Here is a 15,414-nt window from a genome sequence, read left to right as displayed (position 1 = left end):
CATCCATGGCACCCTCGGCACCGACGGGTTGCCGGCCAGCGGCCGGCACTACCAGGAGACATCGCATGCAGGGCCAACCCGAATACAGCGGCGGCTGCCAGTGCGGCGCGATCCGCTTCCAGGTGCGTGGCGCGCTGACCGACAGTTCGATCTGTCATTGCCGGATGTGCCAGAAGGCCTTCGGTGCCTACTACGCACCGCTGGTGTCGGTGCGCGGCGTGCAGTTCAGCTGGACCCGCGGCCAGCCGCGCTATTTCCAGTCCTCCAACGTGGTGCGGCGTGGCTTCTGCGCCGACTGTGGTACGCCATTGACCTACGAGGCGCCCGATGGCGTGGCGGTGGCGGCCGGCGCCTTTGACGAACCCGAGCGCCTGCCGCCGACGATCCAGTACGGGGTCGAGCGCAAGCTGCCGTTCGTCGATACGCTGGCCAGCCTGCCGGCCCGTCGTACCGAGGAAGACATCGCGGCGCTGGAGTTCCTGGCCACCATCGTGTCCCATCAGCACCCGGACCACGACACCCCGCACTGGCCGCCGCGCAGCCGGTAACGCCCCTGTAGCGCCGGGCCCAGGCTCGGCTGGCAGGTCGCCGCGGCCTCAGCCCGGCAGCGAGCGCAGGCTCGGCTCAACAGGGGCCCCGCCGCAGCGCCCGGCCCGCCGATGCTCTACCATAGCCACCCCCTTTCCGGTCCCCGCCCGCATGAGCAAGAACAGCCAGTGGATCGTCGGCGTCAACGCCGTCGCCTCCTCCATCGAGAACGACGCCGAGAACGTCCGCGAAGTGCTGGTCGAGGCCGGTGCGAAGAACCCGCGCCTGACCGAGATCGAGGAAAACGCCCGCCGCAAGGGCATCGACGTGCGCAAGGTGAACAGCCAGGCGCTGGACGGTGTCGGCGGTTCGGTACGCCACCAGGGCGTGGCCGCGCGCTATGCCGCCGCCCGCACTTACAGCGAGAACGAGCTGGAAGGCCTGGTCACCGCAGCCGAGGGCAAGGCCCTGCTGCTGGTGCTGGACGAAGTGCAGGACCCGCACAACCTCGGCGCTTGCCTGCGCTCGGCGGCTGCCGCAGGCGCCACTGCAGTGATCATCCCCAAGGACAAGTCGGCCACGGTGAACGCGACCGTGCGCAAGACTTCGGCCGGTGCCGCCGATCTCATTCCGGTGGTGGCGGTGACCAACCTGTCGCGCTGCCTGAAGGACCTGCAGAAGCAGGGCGTGTGGATCTACGGCCTGGCCGGCGAAGCCACTGCGTCGCTGTACCAGCTGGACCTGAAGGGCAACATCGCCCTGGTGCTGGGTGGCGAGGCCGATGGCCTGCGCCGCCTGACCCGCGAAAACTGCGATGGCCTGGTCAAGATCCCGATGCCGGGCGAGATCGAGAGCCTGAACGTCTCCGTTGCCGCCGGCGTCAGCCTGTTCGAGGCCGTGCGCCAGCGCGGTTGATTTCGAGGTCGGATCCCTTTTCCATGTGCCGTGTCGACCAAGGTCGACACCTACCGGATCGTTGCTGTGTCGACCAAGGTCGACACCCACCGGGTAGTCGCCAACCTGGGTTGGCGCCCTTGCCGCCTCACCCCGCGCTGCCGCCCAGTGCCTTGAACAGGGTGACGTCGTTGTTCAGCTGGCCCTGGCGTACGCGCGCCAGCGACAGCTCGGCATCACGCCGGGTCTGCTGGGCCTCCAGCCAGGTGCGCAGGTCGGTGGCACCTACGCGGTAGCGCACTTCCTGCGCGCGCTCCACTTCCACTGCTTCGTCGTACGACGCCTGCGAGGCCGCCACCTGGCGCGCCAGCTGCTCGCGTGCCGACAGCGCGTTGTCCACTTCCGACAGCGCGGTGTACAGCGTCTTGCGGAAATTGGTCGCGGCGATCTGATAGCTGGTGCCGGCGATGTCGGTATCCAGCTGTGCGCGCTGCAGGTTGAGGAACGGCAGCGACAGGCCGGCGCCCAGCGTGGCCACCGGGTTGCGCAGCACGTCTCCCAGCGACGTTGCACTGGAGCCGAGGCTGCCGGTCAGGCTCAGCGCCGGGTAGTACTGGGTAGCGGTCACCTTGATGGTCTTCAGGCTGTTGCGCAGGCGAAGTTCGGCCGCGCGCAGGTCGGGACGGCGGCCGAGCAGCTCGGCCGGCAGGCCTTCGTTGATCCCGGGGCTGCGTGCGCCCAGCAGGTCCTGCGGTTCGTCCTGCTGCGGCCAGGGCGTGCCGTCCAGCAGCACGGTCAATGCATTGCGTACCTCCACCCGCTGCTGTTCCAGCGCGCTCTGCGAGGAACGCTGCGACTGCAGGTTCTGCAGCGCCTGGCGCACTTCCAGGCGAGATACCGCACCAGCGTCGAAGCGGGCCTGCACCAGGTCGCGGGTGCGCTCCAGCCGCTCCAGGTTGGCCTGGCCGGTGGCGATGGACTGGTTGAGATAGGCCAGGTTCCAGTACTGGGTGATGGTGTCGCCGATCACCAGCAGCGCGGTGTTCTCCCGGTCTTCCTCGCTGGCCTCGGCTTCCCAGCGGGCGATGTCGCGCTGGGTGCGCAGACGGCCCCACAGATCGACCTCCCAGCCCAGCGAGACGCCGGTGGAATAGCTGCGGCGCCAGTCGTCGGCCTGATCGGTGGCGCGGCTGGCATTGCCGCTGACGCCGGACGACGAAGGCTGCGGCCACAGCGCATTGCTGGCCAGGCCGGCCTGCAGGCGCGACCGCTGCACGGCCAGGCCAGCGGCGGCCAGATCGCTGTTGGCGGCCAGCGCCTGCGCCACCAGGCGGTTCAGTCGTTCATCGCCGAAGCCCGTCCACCAGCTGTCCTGGCGGATGTCGCGGCCCGGTGTATCCAGGCTGCTGCGCGGGTCGTCGGCCGGTGCGTTGAGGGTGGCATCGCCACGGCCGTAGCTGGCCGCCACGTCGGGGGCCTGCACCGGGTAGCGGCCCACCGAGGCACAGCCTGAGAGGGCAAGCAGAACAGCGCCCACCAGCAGCAGGCGCGAGGGAGCGGGGAAGGGCAGTCGGGTCATCATCTTCATTCGCGGGCCAGGGCCTCCACCGGGTCCAGCTGCGCGGCGTTGCGCGCGGGCAGGAAGCCGAATGCCACGCCGATCAGGGTCGAGCAGGCGAACGCGGCAACGATCGAGGCGGTGGAGAACAGCACCTGGAAGTCACTGGCGAAGCGGCCGATCATCGAGCCCAGCAGCAGGGCCAGGCCGATGCCGAGCAGACCACCGAGCAGGCACACCAGCACCGCTTCGATCAGGAACTGCTGGCGGATGTCACTCTGCCGTGCCCCCACCGCCATGCGCACGCCGATTTCGCGGGTACGCTCGGTGACCGAGACCAGCATGATGTTCATCACGCCGATGCCGCCGACCAGCAGCGCGATGGCGGCGATGGCGCCGATCAGCAGGGTCATCGTGCGCGTGGTCTGCTCGATGGTCTGGCGGATCTCGGCGCTGTTGCTGAGGAAGAAGTCCTCGGTGCCGTGGCGCAGGGTCAGCAGGCGGGTGATCGCTTCCTGCGCCGCATCCATCGGCGTGTCGTCGTCCACGCGCACGGTGATGCTGGAAACGTGGCTCTGGCCGAGCATGCGCGACATCACCGTGGTGTAGGGCACCCACACGCTGAGGCTGGTGCTGCCACCAAAGCCGAAGCTCTGGCGCTTGGCCACGCCGACCACGCGTGCCGGTACGTTGCCGAGCAGGATCACCTGGCCGACCGGATCGACATCGGGGAAGAACTGGGTCTGGGTGTTCTCGTCGATCACCGCCACCTGGCCGAGGCCCTTCACCGCGTCGGTATCGAAGAAGCTGCCGCTGAGCAGGGTCACGCCCTTGACCCGGAAGAACTGCTCGCCGACGCCACTGACCTGGGCGGTGGAGGACTGGTTGCGGTAACGCGCGGTGACCGAGGTCGACACGCTGGGGGTGGCGCTGTCCACGTAGCTCTGCTTTGCCAGTGCATCGGCATCGCTGGCCTTGAGCGTCTGTACCCGCGCCGAGCGCATGTCACCGAAACCACGGCCGGGATAGACGTCGATGGTGTTGGTGCCGAGCGCGCTGATGTTCTGCAGGATCTGCTGCTGTGAGCCATTGCCCAGCGCCACCACCGAGACCACCGAGGCGATGCCGATGATGATGCCGAGCATGGTCAGGAAGGTGCGCAGCCGATGTGCGTTCATCGCCAGCAGGGCCATGCGGAACGCTTCGGTGAAGCGGTCACGGGCCGCGCGCCAGCTGTTGCCGCGGGCCACGCCGGTGCTGGCCTCGCGCTGCGCGCGGTAGGTCGGTGCGTTCGGATTGGTGCGGTCGGCGATGATCTCGCCATCGCGGATTTCGATGATGCGCTGCGCGTGTTCGGCCACGCTCATGTCGTGGGTGACGATGATGATGGTGTGGCCTTCGGCGTGCAGCTCGCCGAGGATCGCCATCACTTCCTCGCCGGATTTCGTGTCGAGCGCGCCGGTCGGTTCGTCGGCCAGGATCACCTCGCCGCCGTTCATCAGCGCACGTGCGATCGACACGCGCTGCTGCTGGCCACCGGACAGCTGGCCCGGCTTGTGGTGCATGCGGTCGCCCAGGCCCAGCCGCTGCAGCAGCTGCTCGGCACGCGCGTTGCGCACCGGGCCGGGGCTGCCGGCATACACCGCCGGTACCTCCACGTTGCCGCGCGCATCCAGGTCGCCCAGCAGGTGGTAGCGCTGGAAGATGAAGCCGAAATGCTCGCGGCGCAGTTCGGCCAGTTCATCCGGCGCCATCCTGCCGGTTTCGCGGCCGGCCACCTGGTAGCTGCCGCGGGTAGGGCGATCGAGGCAGCCGAGGATGTTCATCAGCGTCGACTTGCCCGAGCCGGACTGGCCGACGATGGCCACCATCTCACCGGCGTGGATATCCAGGTTGACGTCGCGCAGGACGGCGATCACATCATCGCCAGCCGGGAATTCGCGTCGCAGGTCGCGCAGGCGCAGCAGCGGCGCCTTCGTGCTCATCGGCGCGGACCCATGCCCGGGCCGCCGACCCGCATCTGCATGCCGCCGCGGTTGCCGCCGCCGGCGCTGGCACCGGCCGCGCCGGCTTCGCCCACCACCACGCGTTCGCCTTCCTTCAGCCCGGACAGGATTTCGGCCGAGGCGCCGTTGTTGATGCCCACGGTGACCTTGCGCGGTTGCGGCTGGCCCTGGTCGTCCAGCACCCGCACCATGCGCTCGTCGCCGCGGCGCTTCGGTCCCAGTGCCACCGCCGGCACCATCAGCACGTCCTTGGCCTGCTTCAGCAGTACCGAGACCTGCGCGGTCATGTCGATGCGCAGGGTGCCGTCCGGGTTCTCCACGTCGAACAGCGCGTTGTAGTAGACCGCGCTGCTGGAACTGGAGCTGGACGAACTGCTGGAGCTGGACGAGTTCTCGTTGGCGATCGAGGCCGGCGCCGGATTGATCTGGCGCAGCGTGGCGTGGTACTTGCGGTCGGGGTCACCCAGGGTGGTGAAGTACACCGGCATGCCGGCCTTGATCTTGACCACGTCGGCCTCGGAGATCTCGGCGTTGACCGTGACCACGTCCAGCCGCGCCAGCATCACGATGGTGGGCGCGGTCTGGTTGGCGTTCACGGTGCGGCCTTCCTCGGCCACCACCGCCACCACGGTGCCATCCATCGGCGCGGTGATGCGGGTGTAGGCCAGGTTGGCGCGGGCGGTGCCCAGCTCGGTCTGGCGGCCCTTGATCTGCGCCTCGTAGGACTGCAGCTGGGCGCGGGCAGTTTTCAGCTGTGCTTCGGCGGCATCGTATTCCTGGCGCGAGGTGGCCTCGGCCGCCAGCATCTGCTGCTGGCGCGCGAACTCCAGTTCGGCCTGGCGCAGGGTGGCCTGCTGCACGGCGCGCTGGGCGGTGACCTGGTCCAGCGAAGCCTGCGCGTTGAGCACCTGGTTCTGCTGGGTGGTGGCATCGATCTCGGCGATCAGGTCGCCTTCCTTCACGGTATCGCCCAGCTGTACCTTCAGCGACTTGATCTGGCCCGAGGCCTGCGCGCCGACGCTGACCAGCTTGTAGGCGTCGATCACGCCGGTGGCTTCCACGGTCTGCTCGATGTCGCCGCGGCTGACCGGCGTGGTCGCCACCGCCGGGGCGGCGGGTTTGCGCAGCAGCCACCAGGCGGCGACGGCCACGATGAGGGCGAGCAGGGCGATCAGTATCAGGCGACCACGGCGGGTCGCGGGCAACAGGCGGAACGTCACGTCGTGGCTTCACTCTCGGGGCCGCGGCGGCGGCGTTGGTGGGCATTGTGAAGACCGGGCGACAGGCGGCTCAATCCTCGGGGTATGTCTCTATGTAACACTGTCGGCGAATACGCGTAACCACAGGTATCCCGCTCATGGCTGGATACACTGGTACGCATTGCCCCGGATGCGGTTCAGCTGCCGACACGGGATGATCGCGACATGGAGACTGAAAACACGATGCATCGACTGCTGATCGTCGACGACGACAACGACATCCGCACCCTGCTGGCCGAGCAGCTCGGCCGCGCCGGCTACCAGGTGAGCACGGCCGCAGACGGCACCGCCATGCGCCAGCTGCTGGACCGCGAACACGTGGACCTGATCGTGCTCGACCTCAACCTGCCGCGCGAGGATGGCCTGACCCTGTGTCGCGACCTGCGGGCGCGCTCGAACACGCCGGTGATCATGCTGACCGCGCGCGCCGAGCCGATCGACCGCGTGCTCGGCCTGGAAATGGGCGCCGACGACTACCTGGCCAAGCCGTTCGAACCGCGCGAGCTGCTGGCGCGCATCCGCAACGTGCTGCGCCGGACCGAGGCGCTGCCGGCCAACCTGGAGCCGCTGGCGGTGCGCCGTGCGCGTTTCTCGCGCTGGGTGTTCGACCTGGAGCATCGCCACCTGGTCGATCCGGACGACCGCGTGGTGGTGCTGTCCGGTGCCGAGTTCCGCCTGCTGCGCGTGTTCATCGCCCATGCCAACAAGGTGCTGTCGCGCGAACAGCTGGTCGCGCTCAGCAGCGGCCGCAACTACGAGGCGCAGGATCGCGCGATCGACCTGCAGGTCAGCCGCCTGCGCAACAAGCTGGGCGATGACGGTGGGCCGGATGGCCTGATCAAGACCGTGCGCAACGAAGGCTACGTGCTGGCCTCCTCGGTGAACCTGGAATAAGCCGTCATGAAGCGCCTGCGCCATTTCCTGTCCTCGATGGTCGGGCGGTTGTTCGTCATCCTGCTGTTGGGCATGAGCGTGGCTGCGATCGGCGCGACCATGCTGGCCACCTCCAAACGCCAGCAGGAGTTCGAGCGGCAGAACCTGAACCGCATCGCCGACCGCCTGCAGGGCTACGTCAACCTGCTCGATGGCAATCCCGAACTGCGCGAGCGACTGCTTGAGATCGGTGGGCCCAGCGTGCGTGCGCTGCAGCCCGGCGCGCGCCTGGGGCGGGCGGATACCGCACTGATGGAAGTCCTGGATGACCGGCCCGGCCCGGTGTCGCGCGCGCATGTGCACTTCACCTCGTTCCGTTCCTGCATTCCCAAGCTGCAGGATCTGCTGCCGCCACCGCCGCCGGGGCACCGACGGCATCCGCGTGAGCGCGATCCGGCCTTCATTCCGCCCAAGTGCCGCGCGGTCGATGTGACGCTCAACGACGGTACGCTGCTGAAGCTGGCGCTGGATTCGCCAGCAGTGGCCCACAACGGCATTCTGGCCGTGGACCCGTGGTTCCTGACCCTGCTGGTGCTGGCCATCGCGGTGCTGGCCTACATCGTCGCGCGCATGGCCAGTGCGCCGCTGCAGGAGCTGGCGGCAGCCGCGGAGGATCTCGGCGACGATCTGCAGCGCGATCCACTGCCGTTGCGCGGGCCGCGCGAGGTGCAGCGCGCCGCCGAGGCCTTCAATGCCATGCAGCACCGCCTGCAGCGGCACCTGGCCGAACGCACGCAGATGCTGGCGGCGATCACCCATGACCTGCAGACCCCGTTGACCCGCCTGCGCCTGCGCCTGGAGAACGTCAGCGACGAGGTGCTGCGCGAGCGCCTGATCGGCGATCTGGCGGCGATGCAGGCACTGGTGCGCGAAGGCCTGGAGCTGGCCCGGAGCGCCGAGAGCGCCGAGCAGCGCGCCGCGCTGGATCTGGATTCGCTGCTGGAAAGCATCGTGGAAGACGCCGCAGAGGGTGGCGCCGACGTGGTCTTCGAGGGCGGCACCGGTGCGGTGCTGATGTTGCGCCCGCTGGCCATGCACCGGCTGTTCTCCAACCTGGTGGATAACGCCGTGATGTATGCCCACCGCGTGCGCGTGCGGGTGGAACGCAGCGGCGGCACGATCACGGCGATGGTGTCCGACGATGGCCCGGGCCTGGCGGAAGACCAGCTGGAGGCCGTGTTCGACCCGTTCGTGCGGGTGGAAACCTCGCGTTCGCGCGAAACCGGCGGCGCCGGGCTGGGCCTGACCATCGCGCGCGCCCTGGCCGAGAAGGATGGCGCGCGGCTGTGGCTGCGCAACCGTGCCGAGGGCGGTCTGGAGGCGGTGGTGCAGTGGCCGGCCAGTGCGCAGGTGGTGCCGCCTGGCCGGCCCGGCTGAGCCCCTCCGGACGCACGCGATGACGCCGGGGCCAGGGTTTGGCCTATCATCTGCGCATCTCCCCAGTTTCTCCCCGATGAGTCAGCCCGTTCCTGACGGCACGCCGTTCCGCGTTGCCCGGTCGTTCCCGCTTGCTGTCATGCCCTGCAGCCGCTACCGGCCACTGCCGCCGAGCTGATGGGCAGGTCAGGGGACAACGGGTGCTGGGTGGAGCGCCGCGTTTCGAAGGCCAGGCAGGCACTGCAGCGCGGTCTGCTGTGGCTGTTGCTGGTGCTGGCGCTGCCGCTGGCCGCGCAGGAGGGCGCGCCGCCGCTGCGCGACTACGCCATCGACGTGTGGACCTCGCGCAATGGCCTGCCGCACAACTCCCTGCGCGATATCGCGCAGACCCCCGAGGGGCACCTGTGGTTTGCCACCTGGGAAGGCCTGGTCCGCTACAACGGCCTGGATTTCACCGTGTTCGACCGCAGCACCCGCCCGGGGCTGCGCGACAACGGCATCGGCGCACTGCTGGTCGATCGGCAGGGAGGGCTGTGGATCAGTGATTCGCGCGGTAACGTCAGCCATCGTGGCAACGACGGCCAGTGGCGGGTCTGGGAGCATCAGGCCGACACCCCGCAGGTGCTGATCCAGTCCATGCAGATGGACAGCCAAGGGCGCCTGTGGCTGCTGTACGAAGGCAAGGGCATCGGCTATCTCACGCCGGACAAGGGCATCGTCTACCAGGCGCCGGCGGCCGACCTGCCGATGGCGATGAGCTTCACCAAGCTGGTGGTCGATGCGCAGGACCGGGTCTGGGTTGGCACGCTTGACGGGCTGGTGCTGCGCGACAACGACGGCGTGCTCAAGCGCGCGCCCGCGGCGTGGGGCCTGGGTGCCGGCACCGGCCTGTCCTGGCCGTACCGGGCTCCTGATGGCGCGCTGTGGATCGTCGCTGGCGAGCGCCTGTACCGCGTGGAGGACGATCAGCTGGTGCTGGTGCACCGGCTGCCGGGACAGCTGCACATGACCTCGATGCTGCAGGACCGGCACGGCGACCTGTGGCTGGGAACCGAGAACCAGGGCCTGCTGCGGATCTCGGCGCATGGCCTGGAACGATTGCCGGCCGGCCTGAACCTGCCGGGCGGGCGCGTGGTCAGCCTGCGCGAGGATGCCGAAGGCAGCATCTGGGTGGGGGCCAACGGTGGCCTGTATCGCCTGCGCGAAACACTGTTCAGCAGCTACACCGAGCGCGATGGCCTGAGTGGCGACTATGTGCGCACGGTGCTGGAGGACCGCGACCGCCAGTTGTGGGTCGGTAGTGCCAGTGGTCTCGATCTGCAGACACCCGATGGCCGCTTCCGCGCGGTTCCGCTGCACAACCGCGGCGGCAAGGCGCCATCGGTATTGAGTCTGGCGCAGGGGCCGGACGGCGACCTGTGGGTCGGTACGTTCGGCGATGGCGTTTACCGGCTGGGCCGCGATGGCAGTCTCCGCCACAACTATGCGGCGGCCGACGGCATGCCGGGTGGCAACATCCGCGCGATCAGTGTCGACCCGCGGGGCAGGGTCTGGGCGGGTACGCAGAAGGGCGTGGTACGCATCGACAGCGACCGGGTGCAGGTGCCGAATGCCCCGGGCATGCCCGGTGGCCTCATCACCGCACTTGAGCATGACCACCAGGGCAACCTGTGGATCGGCACCATCGAGGGCATCCGCGTGCTGCGTGGCGACCACGTGCAGTCGATCGACCTGGCACCGATGGGCGGGGGGCGCAGCGTGTTCGGCTTCCATCAGCTGGGCGATGCGATGTGGGTCAGCAGCGACCGCGGCCTGTACCGCTGGCGCGACGGAAAGCTGGCACGCGTCGGCCTGGAGCAGGGCATGCCGGTGGATGCGGTTTTCCAGCTGGTGCCGGATCGTCTTGGCAACGTGTGGATCAGCAGCAACCGTGGCGTGCTGCGCACCGACATGGCGACCCTCAATGCCGTGGCCGATGGCCGCGCACCACGAGTGGTGGTGGAGCGCTACAACGAGATCGACGGCATGGCCAACGCGCAGGCCAACGGCAGCTCCGGGCCATCGGCCATCCTGCGCCAGGACGGCACCTTCTGGGTGGTCACCGCCGGAGGCCTGAGCACCGTCGACCCGCAACGCCTGCAGCGCTTCCGCGAGCGTCCATCACCGCCGGCAGCGATCGAGAGCGTGCAGGTGGATGGCGCACCCGTGCATTGGGAGGGCCCGGATCGCAACTACATTCCCGGCGGCCGACGTCTGGCGGTGAGCTATGTGGGCCTGAGTTACCTGATGTCGGACCGGATCCGCTATCGCACGCGGCTGGATGGCCTGGACACCGGCTGGGTTGAGCGCGGCCCGCAGCGCAGCGTCGAGTTCGTCGGCCTGCCTCCGGGTGACTACACCCTGCACGTGTCGGCGGCGCATCCAGGCGGGGCCTGGGGCCAGCAGGAAGCCGTGTGGAGCTTCACGGTGGAGCCGTTCTGGTGGCAGCGCCGCAGCGTGCAGCTGCTGGGCGGGTTGTTGCTGCTGGCTGGGCTGGTGGTGCTGTACCGCCTGCTGCTGCAGCAGCTGAAGGCCAGCAACCTGCGCCTGGCACGGCGCGTGGACGAGGCAACCTTCAACCTGCAGGCCAAGACCGTCCACCTGCAGGCGCTGAACCAGGAAAAGACCGAGCTGGCCGAGCGCCTTGCACGGCAGGCCGAGGCCTTTGAACGGCAGGCGCGCGAGGATGCGCTGACCGCGCTGGCCAATCGCCGTGCCTTCGATGAAACGCTGGCGCGCGACTTCGCCCGTTCACAGCGCAGCGGCCACCCGCTGTGCCTGGTGGTGCTGGACATCGACCACTTCAAGGACGTCAACGATCGCCACAGCCACAGCATCGGCGATGCGGTGCTGGTGCAGGTGGCCAGGCTGATCGCCGCGGCCTGCCGCGATTCGGACCTGCCCGCGCGGACCGGTGGCGAGGAGTTCGCGCTGCTGCTCAACGACACCCGCCTGGAAGAAGCCGCGCAGCTGTGCGCGCGCCTGCGCGGCCTGTTCCATGACCACCCCGACTGGGCCGGTGTAGCGGGCCTGCGCGTGACCTTCAGCGCAGGCCTTGTGGAACTGGATGCCGATGACCGCACCCCGGCGCTGCTGTACCAGCGCGCCGACCGCGCGCTGTACCGCGCCAAGAGCGACGGCCGCGATCGTACGAGTATTGGTTGATCGCATCCACGCATGGCGTGGATCTACTGGTGTTGTCGTACCAACCGGCGGTGCCGACCAACGGTCGGCACCCACCAGAGAAGTGCGGCTAAGCCCCCAGGGACGGGTTCACGGCGTCCCCCGCGAACCCACCTTGTCCGGCCCGACCGCTGATTTGCTTCACGCCACGAGGGGCTCCGCCGTTGGACGCTTCACCGCGGCCAGGCGTTGGCGATGGTGCAGAACAATCGTGCGGTCTGTTCGGTGTCATACACCGCGCTGTGTGCTTCGTTCGCATCCCAGCCCAACCCGGCGGCCGTGGCTGCACGCGCCAGCACCGTCTGCCCGTAGGCGATGCCGGCCAGGGTGACGGTGTCGAACACGCTGAACGGATGGAACGGATTGCGCTTGTGGCCGGTCCGGGCCACGGCGGCGTTGACGAAGCCCAGGTCGAAATGGGCGTTGTGGCCGACCAGGATCGCGCGCTGGCAGCCGTACTTCTTCATCGCCGCGCGTACCGGGGTGAAGATGTGGTCCAGTGCGGCCTTCTCTTCCTTGGCCAGCCGGAACGGGTGGTCGAGGATGATGCCGGTCACTTCCAGCGACTTCGGGTCGATCTCCAGGCCCTCGGCCGGCACCACATGGGCACTGGCGGTCTGGCCGGGGTAGAGCAGGCCGTTCTCGTCCATCTCGATCGGCACCGCGGCGATTTCCAGCAGGGCGTTGCGCTGGCTGTCGAAGCCGCCGGTTTCCACGTCCACCACCACCGGCAGGAAGCCGCGGAAGCGTTGTGACATCGCGCGCTGCGCCTGGGGGATTGCGGAATCGGAGGCGGCGGCAGGTGCGGGAGTGGGGTCATTCATGCGTGAATTCTAGCAGAGCGACCCTGAGCGCCCGGCCAGCCCGTGGCGCACGGGTTCCCTGCGCAGGAGCGTGTCGACCAAGGTCGACACCCACCGGTGCACCGCGCGCCCACGATTCCGGTAGGTGCCAACCTGGGTTGGCACACAACGCGCCGACCAGGGTCGCCATCTACCGGACTGCGGGCCGTGCCGTCGTGCCCGATGGCTGCCACCGTGCCAACCACGCATCCACGCTCGGCCTGCCGGCGCCGCTGAAAATCAACGGCAGCAGCATCGCCATGAACAGCACCGGCAGCTTGAAGTTGCCGAAGCCCTGGTCAGTGATCGCATAGCCCATCGCGAGGTCACCCAGCGAGTCCCATTGCATCGGCCAGTGCACGGCGTAGGTGGCCACCACGGTCAATACCAGCAGGCTGGCGGCGGCGAAACGCGTACCGAAACCCAACAGCAGGCAGGTCGCGCCGACCAGTTCGAACCAGGTCGCCAGCTGCCAGTTCAGCGTGCTCGGCAGCTGATCGAACGGGAACGGAAAGGCATCCTGCAGGTCGGCGAACCAGTTCTGGCCGTACAGTTTCTCGCGGCCGGATTCGAAGTATTCCCAGGCCAGCAGCAGGCGCAGGCCGAGCGGGGCCAACCAGGGGGCGAGACGGTCCAGCTGGCCACGCGCGGTGGCCAGGGTCGGAAGGTTCATCAGGGGGTCTCCGCGAATGATGTGTGTCAGGGAGGGGCTGTGAGCGGGCCGATCACGCCGGCCTGCAGGAACTGCCGCAGCAGCGCGGCGCCGGGTCCGGCCAGCGCGTCCTCGGCCAGGCCGTGCGCGGCGGCCAGACGCTGCAGGTAGGCCTGACCATCAAGGCCGGGCTGTTCGCCGATGCTGGACAGCAGGAACACCGCCAGAGGGCTGAGCGTGGCGAATCGCACCTCGCCGTCGGCATCGCGGCGGACCAGAAGGCCAGTCGGCTCGGCCGGCGGCTCGGTCGGTGCGTCCTCGGCACCGAGCCGGTGCACCGGCCACTGGTACAGCAGCGGCCATGCCAGCGGCGAGCGCTGCAGCGGCACCCGCAGCGGGTCGGTGTCGTCCTGCGCCGGCAGCGGTTCGGCATCCAGCTGGTACAGCGCGGTTTCCACCCACTCGTAGTGGGCCAGTTCGGCCAACGCCGGATGCGGCAGCTGTGGCTGCGCCTGCAGCCACTGCACGAATTCGGCGGCCAGTTCGGTGAACAGCGGTGTCTGGCAGCGATGGGTCGCGAAGTAATGGCGCACCAGTCCGCTCCAGGCCGGTTCGCCGAGCAGGCGCACGCAGACCGGGAAGCCGTTGCTCAACAGGCCGAGCAGGTTGTTGAAAAGCAGTCGTTGGTATACCGCGACCCGGCGTGATTCCAGCCCGGCCGGTGGCGGCACGCCCTGTGGATCACGCAGATGGGCAGTGAATGCGTGCTGCTGCGCGCGCAGCGTGTCGGGAGCATCAGCCATGTGCGCCCCTGGCGTGCGTCGCCTGCAGGCGCCGGATGGTCTGCAGCTCGCCCTGCAGTTCGGCGTAGGGCGGGAAGTTGAAATCGCGCTCAAGCAGGGTGGGGCGCGGGCCGATGCGCGCATAGGTGCGTGCCAGCAGCGCCCAGACCGGGTCGATCACCGCACTGCCATGGGTATCGATCTTCAGGTCCGGTGCCTCGTCCAGGTGCCCGGCCACGTGCAGGCAGACGATGCGATCTGCGGGCAGCCCGGCAATGAAGGTGTCGGCGTCGTAGCCGTGGTTGCAGGCGTTGACGTAGACGTTGTTGACGTCCAGCAGCAGGTCGCAGTCGGCCTCGGCGAGCACGGCGTTGGTGAAGGCCAGCTCGTCCATCGCCGGCTCCGGCGCCAAGTAGTAGGACACGTTCTCCACTGCGATGCGGCGACCCAGCAGGTCCTGCACACGGGCGATGCGTGCGGCGGTATGGCGCACCGCTTCGTCGGTAAATGGAATCGGCAGCAGGTCGTACAGGTGGCCGTCGTCGCTGCAGTAGCTCAGGTGCTCGCTGTACAGCGGCACGCGGTGCTTTTCCAGGAACTGGCCGACCTGTTCCAGCAGCCGGGTATCCAGCGGCGCACTGCCGCCCAGCGACAGGGACAGGCCGTGGCAGCTCAGCGGATGGCGCTGTGCCAGCTCGGTCAGTGCATCCCCGGCAGGACCACCGACATGGATCCAGTTCTCCGGTGCGCATTCGAGGAAATCGAAGTCGCCCGCCGGTGCATCACGCAGCTCCTGCAGCAGCGCCCTGCGCAGCCCCAACCCGGCGGCCGCCGCACGAAGCGGCGACCGCGGGCTGACGACGCTGGCGCGGACGTCAGTGCTTGCCACCGCACTTGCCTTCGCCACACTTGCCTTCGGCCGCCTTCTTGTCGCCGGACGTGGCCTTGGCGCCTGCCGCAGCGCCGGCAGCCTTGCCCTTGTCGGCGCCGCACTTGCCTTCGGCGGTCTTGCCGTCGGCGCCACACTTGCCTTCGGCATGCTTGGTCGCGTCAGCGGCCATCTTGGTGTCGGCGGCCTTGGCGTCGGTACTGGCCTTGGCTGCCTGTCCGGCAACCAGGTAGCCCTGGGCGAGGTCGCTCATGCTCAGGGCCGAGGCACTGGCGGTCATGCCCAGGCCGGCGGCCAGGGCGGTAGCAGTCAGCAGGGACAGGGTCTTGTTGGAACTGCTCATCGGTCGTGCTCCTGGGTGGTGTGGGCGGGTGCCCGGATGGCCGGCAGGGATGCCGGTGGAAACGATGGTGCAGCGATCCTACTCAACGAATCCTCGCCAAGAACTCAAATTTTCGTGAGGTTTGTTACA

Annotated in this window: 13 protein-coding genes; 5 read left to right on the top strand and 8 right to left on the bottom strand. The window is 68.6% G+C overall.

What is annotated here, in order from left to right:
• Positions 1-65 precede the first annotated feature (65 nt).
• Together AC5P7E_RS08925 and rlmB are read left to right on the top strand one after the other, a co-directional pair.
• Positions 66-548, top strand: coding sequence for a GFA family protein (locus tag AC5P7E_RS08925; RefSeq protein ID WP_059033830.1), 483 nt, complete (start codon positions 66-68; stop codon positions 546-548).
• Positions 549-699: 151 nt separating this feature from the next.
• Positions 700-1,443 carry a 23S rRNA (guanosine(2251)-2'-O)-methyltransferase RlmB gene (gene rlmB / locus AC5P7E_RS08920; protein WP_005408775.1) on the top strand — a complete coding sequence of 248 codons (744 nt, stop codon included), beginning with the start codon at positions 700-702 and terminating at the stop codon, positions 1,441-1,443.
• A gap of 127 nt (positions 1,444-1,570) precedes the next feature.
• Here the strand turns inward: rlmB and AC5P7E_RS08915 are convergent, their stop codons facing one another.
• From AC5P7E_RS08915 to AC5P7E_RS08905, 3 genes are read right to left on the bottom strand one after another with little or no spacing between them, the layout of a single operon-like run.
• On the bottom strand, positions 1,571-3,010 hold the full coding sequence (locus AC5P7E_RS08915; protein WP_114618484.1) for an efflux transporter outer membrane subunit: 1,440 nt from the start codon (positions 3,008-3,010) through the stop codon (positions 1,571-1,573).
• Positions 3,007-4,965, bottom strand: a complete 1,959-nt coding sequence (locus AC5P7E_RS08910) for a MacB family efflux pump subunit (protein ID WP_005412764.1) — start codon at positions 4,963-4,965, stop codon at positions 3,007-3,009. The genes AC5P7E_RS08915 and AC5P7E_RS08910 overlap by 4 nt, the downstream gene beginning before the upstream one ends.
• A complete protein-coding gene (locus tag AC5P7E_RS08905; protein ID WP_109337902.1) occupies positions 4,962-6,206 on the bottom strand; it encodes an efflux RND transporter periplasmic adaptor subunit in 1,245 nt (414 codons plus the stop codon). The genes AC5P7E_RS08910 and AC5P7E_RS08905 overlap by 4 nt, the downstream gene beginning before the upstream one ends.
• A 204-nt stretch (positions 6,207-6,410) precedes the next feature.
• On the opposite strand from AC5P7E_RS08905, the gene AC5P7E_RS08900 reads away from it, so the two are divergent.
• The 3 genes from AC5P7E_RS08900 (at position 6,411) to AC5P7E_RS08890 (ending at position 11,759) form a co-directional block, all read left to right on the top strand.
• A complete protein-coding gene (locus tag AC5P7E_RS08900; RefSeq protein ID WP_005408779.1) occupies positions 6,411-7,139 on the top strand; it encodes a response regulator in 729 nt (242 codons plus the stop codon).
• A gap of 6 nt (positions 7,140-7,145) precedes the next feature.
• Complete coding sequence (locus AC5P7E_RS08895) at positions 7,146-8,555, top strand: ATP-binding protein (protein ID WP_005408780.1); 1,410 nt, start codon at positions 7,146-7,148, stop codon at positions 8,553-8,555.
• Positions 8,556-8,732: 177 nt separating this feature from the next.
• A complete protein-coding gene (locus tag AC5P7E_RS08890; RefSeq protein ID WP_060380327.1) occupies positions 8,733-11,759 on the top strand; it encodes a ligand-binding sensor domain-containing diguanylate cyclase in 3,027 nt (1,008 codons plus the stop codon).
• 191 nt (positions 11,760-11,950) lie between these two features.
• Here the strand turns inward: AC5P7E_RS08890 and rnt are convergent, their stop codons facing one another.
• The 5 genes from rnt to AC5P7E_RS08865 all read right to left on the bottom strand — a co-directional run bounded on the left by rnt (position 11,951) and on the right by AC5P7E_RS08865 (position 15,285).
• On the bottom strand, positions 11,951-12,601 hold the full coding sequence (gene rnt, locus AC5P7E_RS08885; RefSeq protein ID WP_032965690.1) for a ribonuclease T: 651 nt from the start codon (positions 12,599-12,601) through the stop codon (positions 11,951-11,953).
• Positions 12,602-12,770: 169 nt separating this feature from the next.
• Positions 12,771-13,292 (bottom strand): HvfX family Cu-binding RiPP maturation protein, encoded by a 522-nt coding sequence (locus tag AC5P7E_RS08880; protein ID WP_099474812.1) that lies wholly within the window; start codon positions 13,290-13,292, stop codon positions 12,771-12,773.
• 26 nt (positions 13,293-13,318) lie between these two features.
• Positions 13,319-14,074, bottom strand: coding sequence for an HvfC family RiPP maturation protein (locus AC5P7E_RS08875; RefSeq protein ID WP_111193296.1), 756 nt, complete (start codon positions 14,072-14,074; stop codon positions 13,319-13,321).
• A complete protein-coding gene (locus AC5P7E_RS08870; RefSeq protein ID WP_099474816.1) occupies positions 14,067-14,942 on the bottom strand; it encodes an HvfB family MNIO-type RiPP peptide maturase in 876 nt (291 codons plus the stop codon). The genes AC5P7E_RS08875 and AC5P7E_RS08870 overlap by 8 nt, the downstream gene beginning before the upstream one ends.
• Positions 14,929-15,285 (bottom strand): HvfA family oxazolone/thioamide-modified RiPP metallophore, encoded by a 357-nt coding sequence (locus AC5P7E_RS08865; protein ID WP_005408786.1) that lies wholly within the window; start codon positions 15,283-15,285, stop codon positions 14,929-14,931. The genes AC5P7E_RS08870 and AC5P7E_RS08865 overlap by 14 nt, the downstream gene beginning before the upstream one ends.
• Between the last annotated feature and the right edge of the window lie 129 nt (positions 15,286-15,414).

It is taken from the genome of Stenotrophomonas sp. YJH_SMC_25 (assembly GCF_059369595.1).
This window is presented reverse-complemented; position numbering and strand designations above follow the sequence as displayed.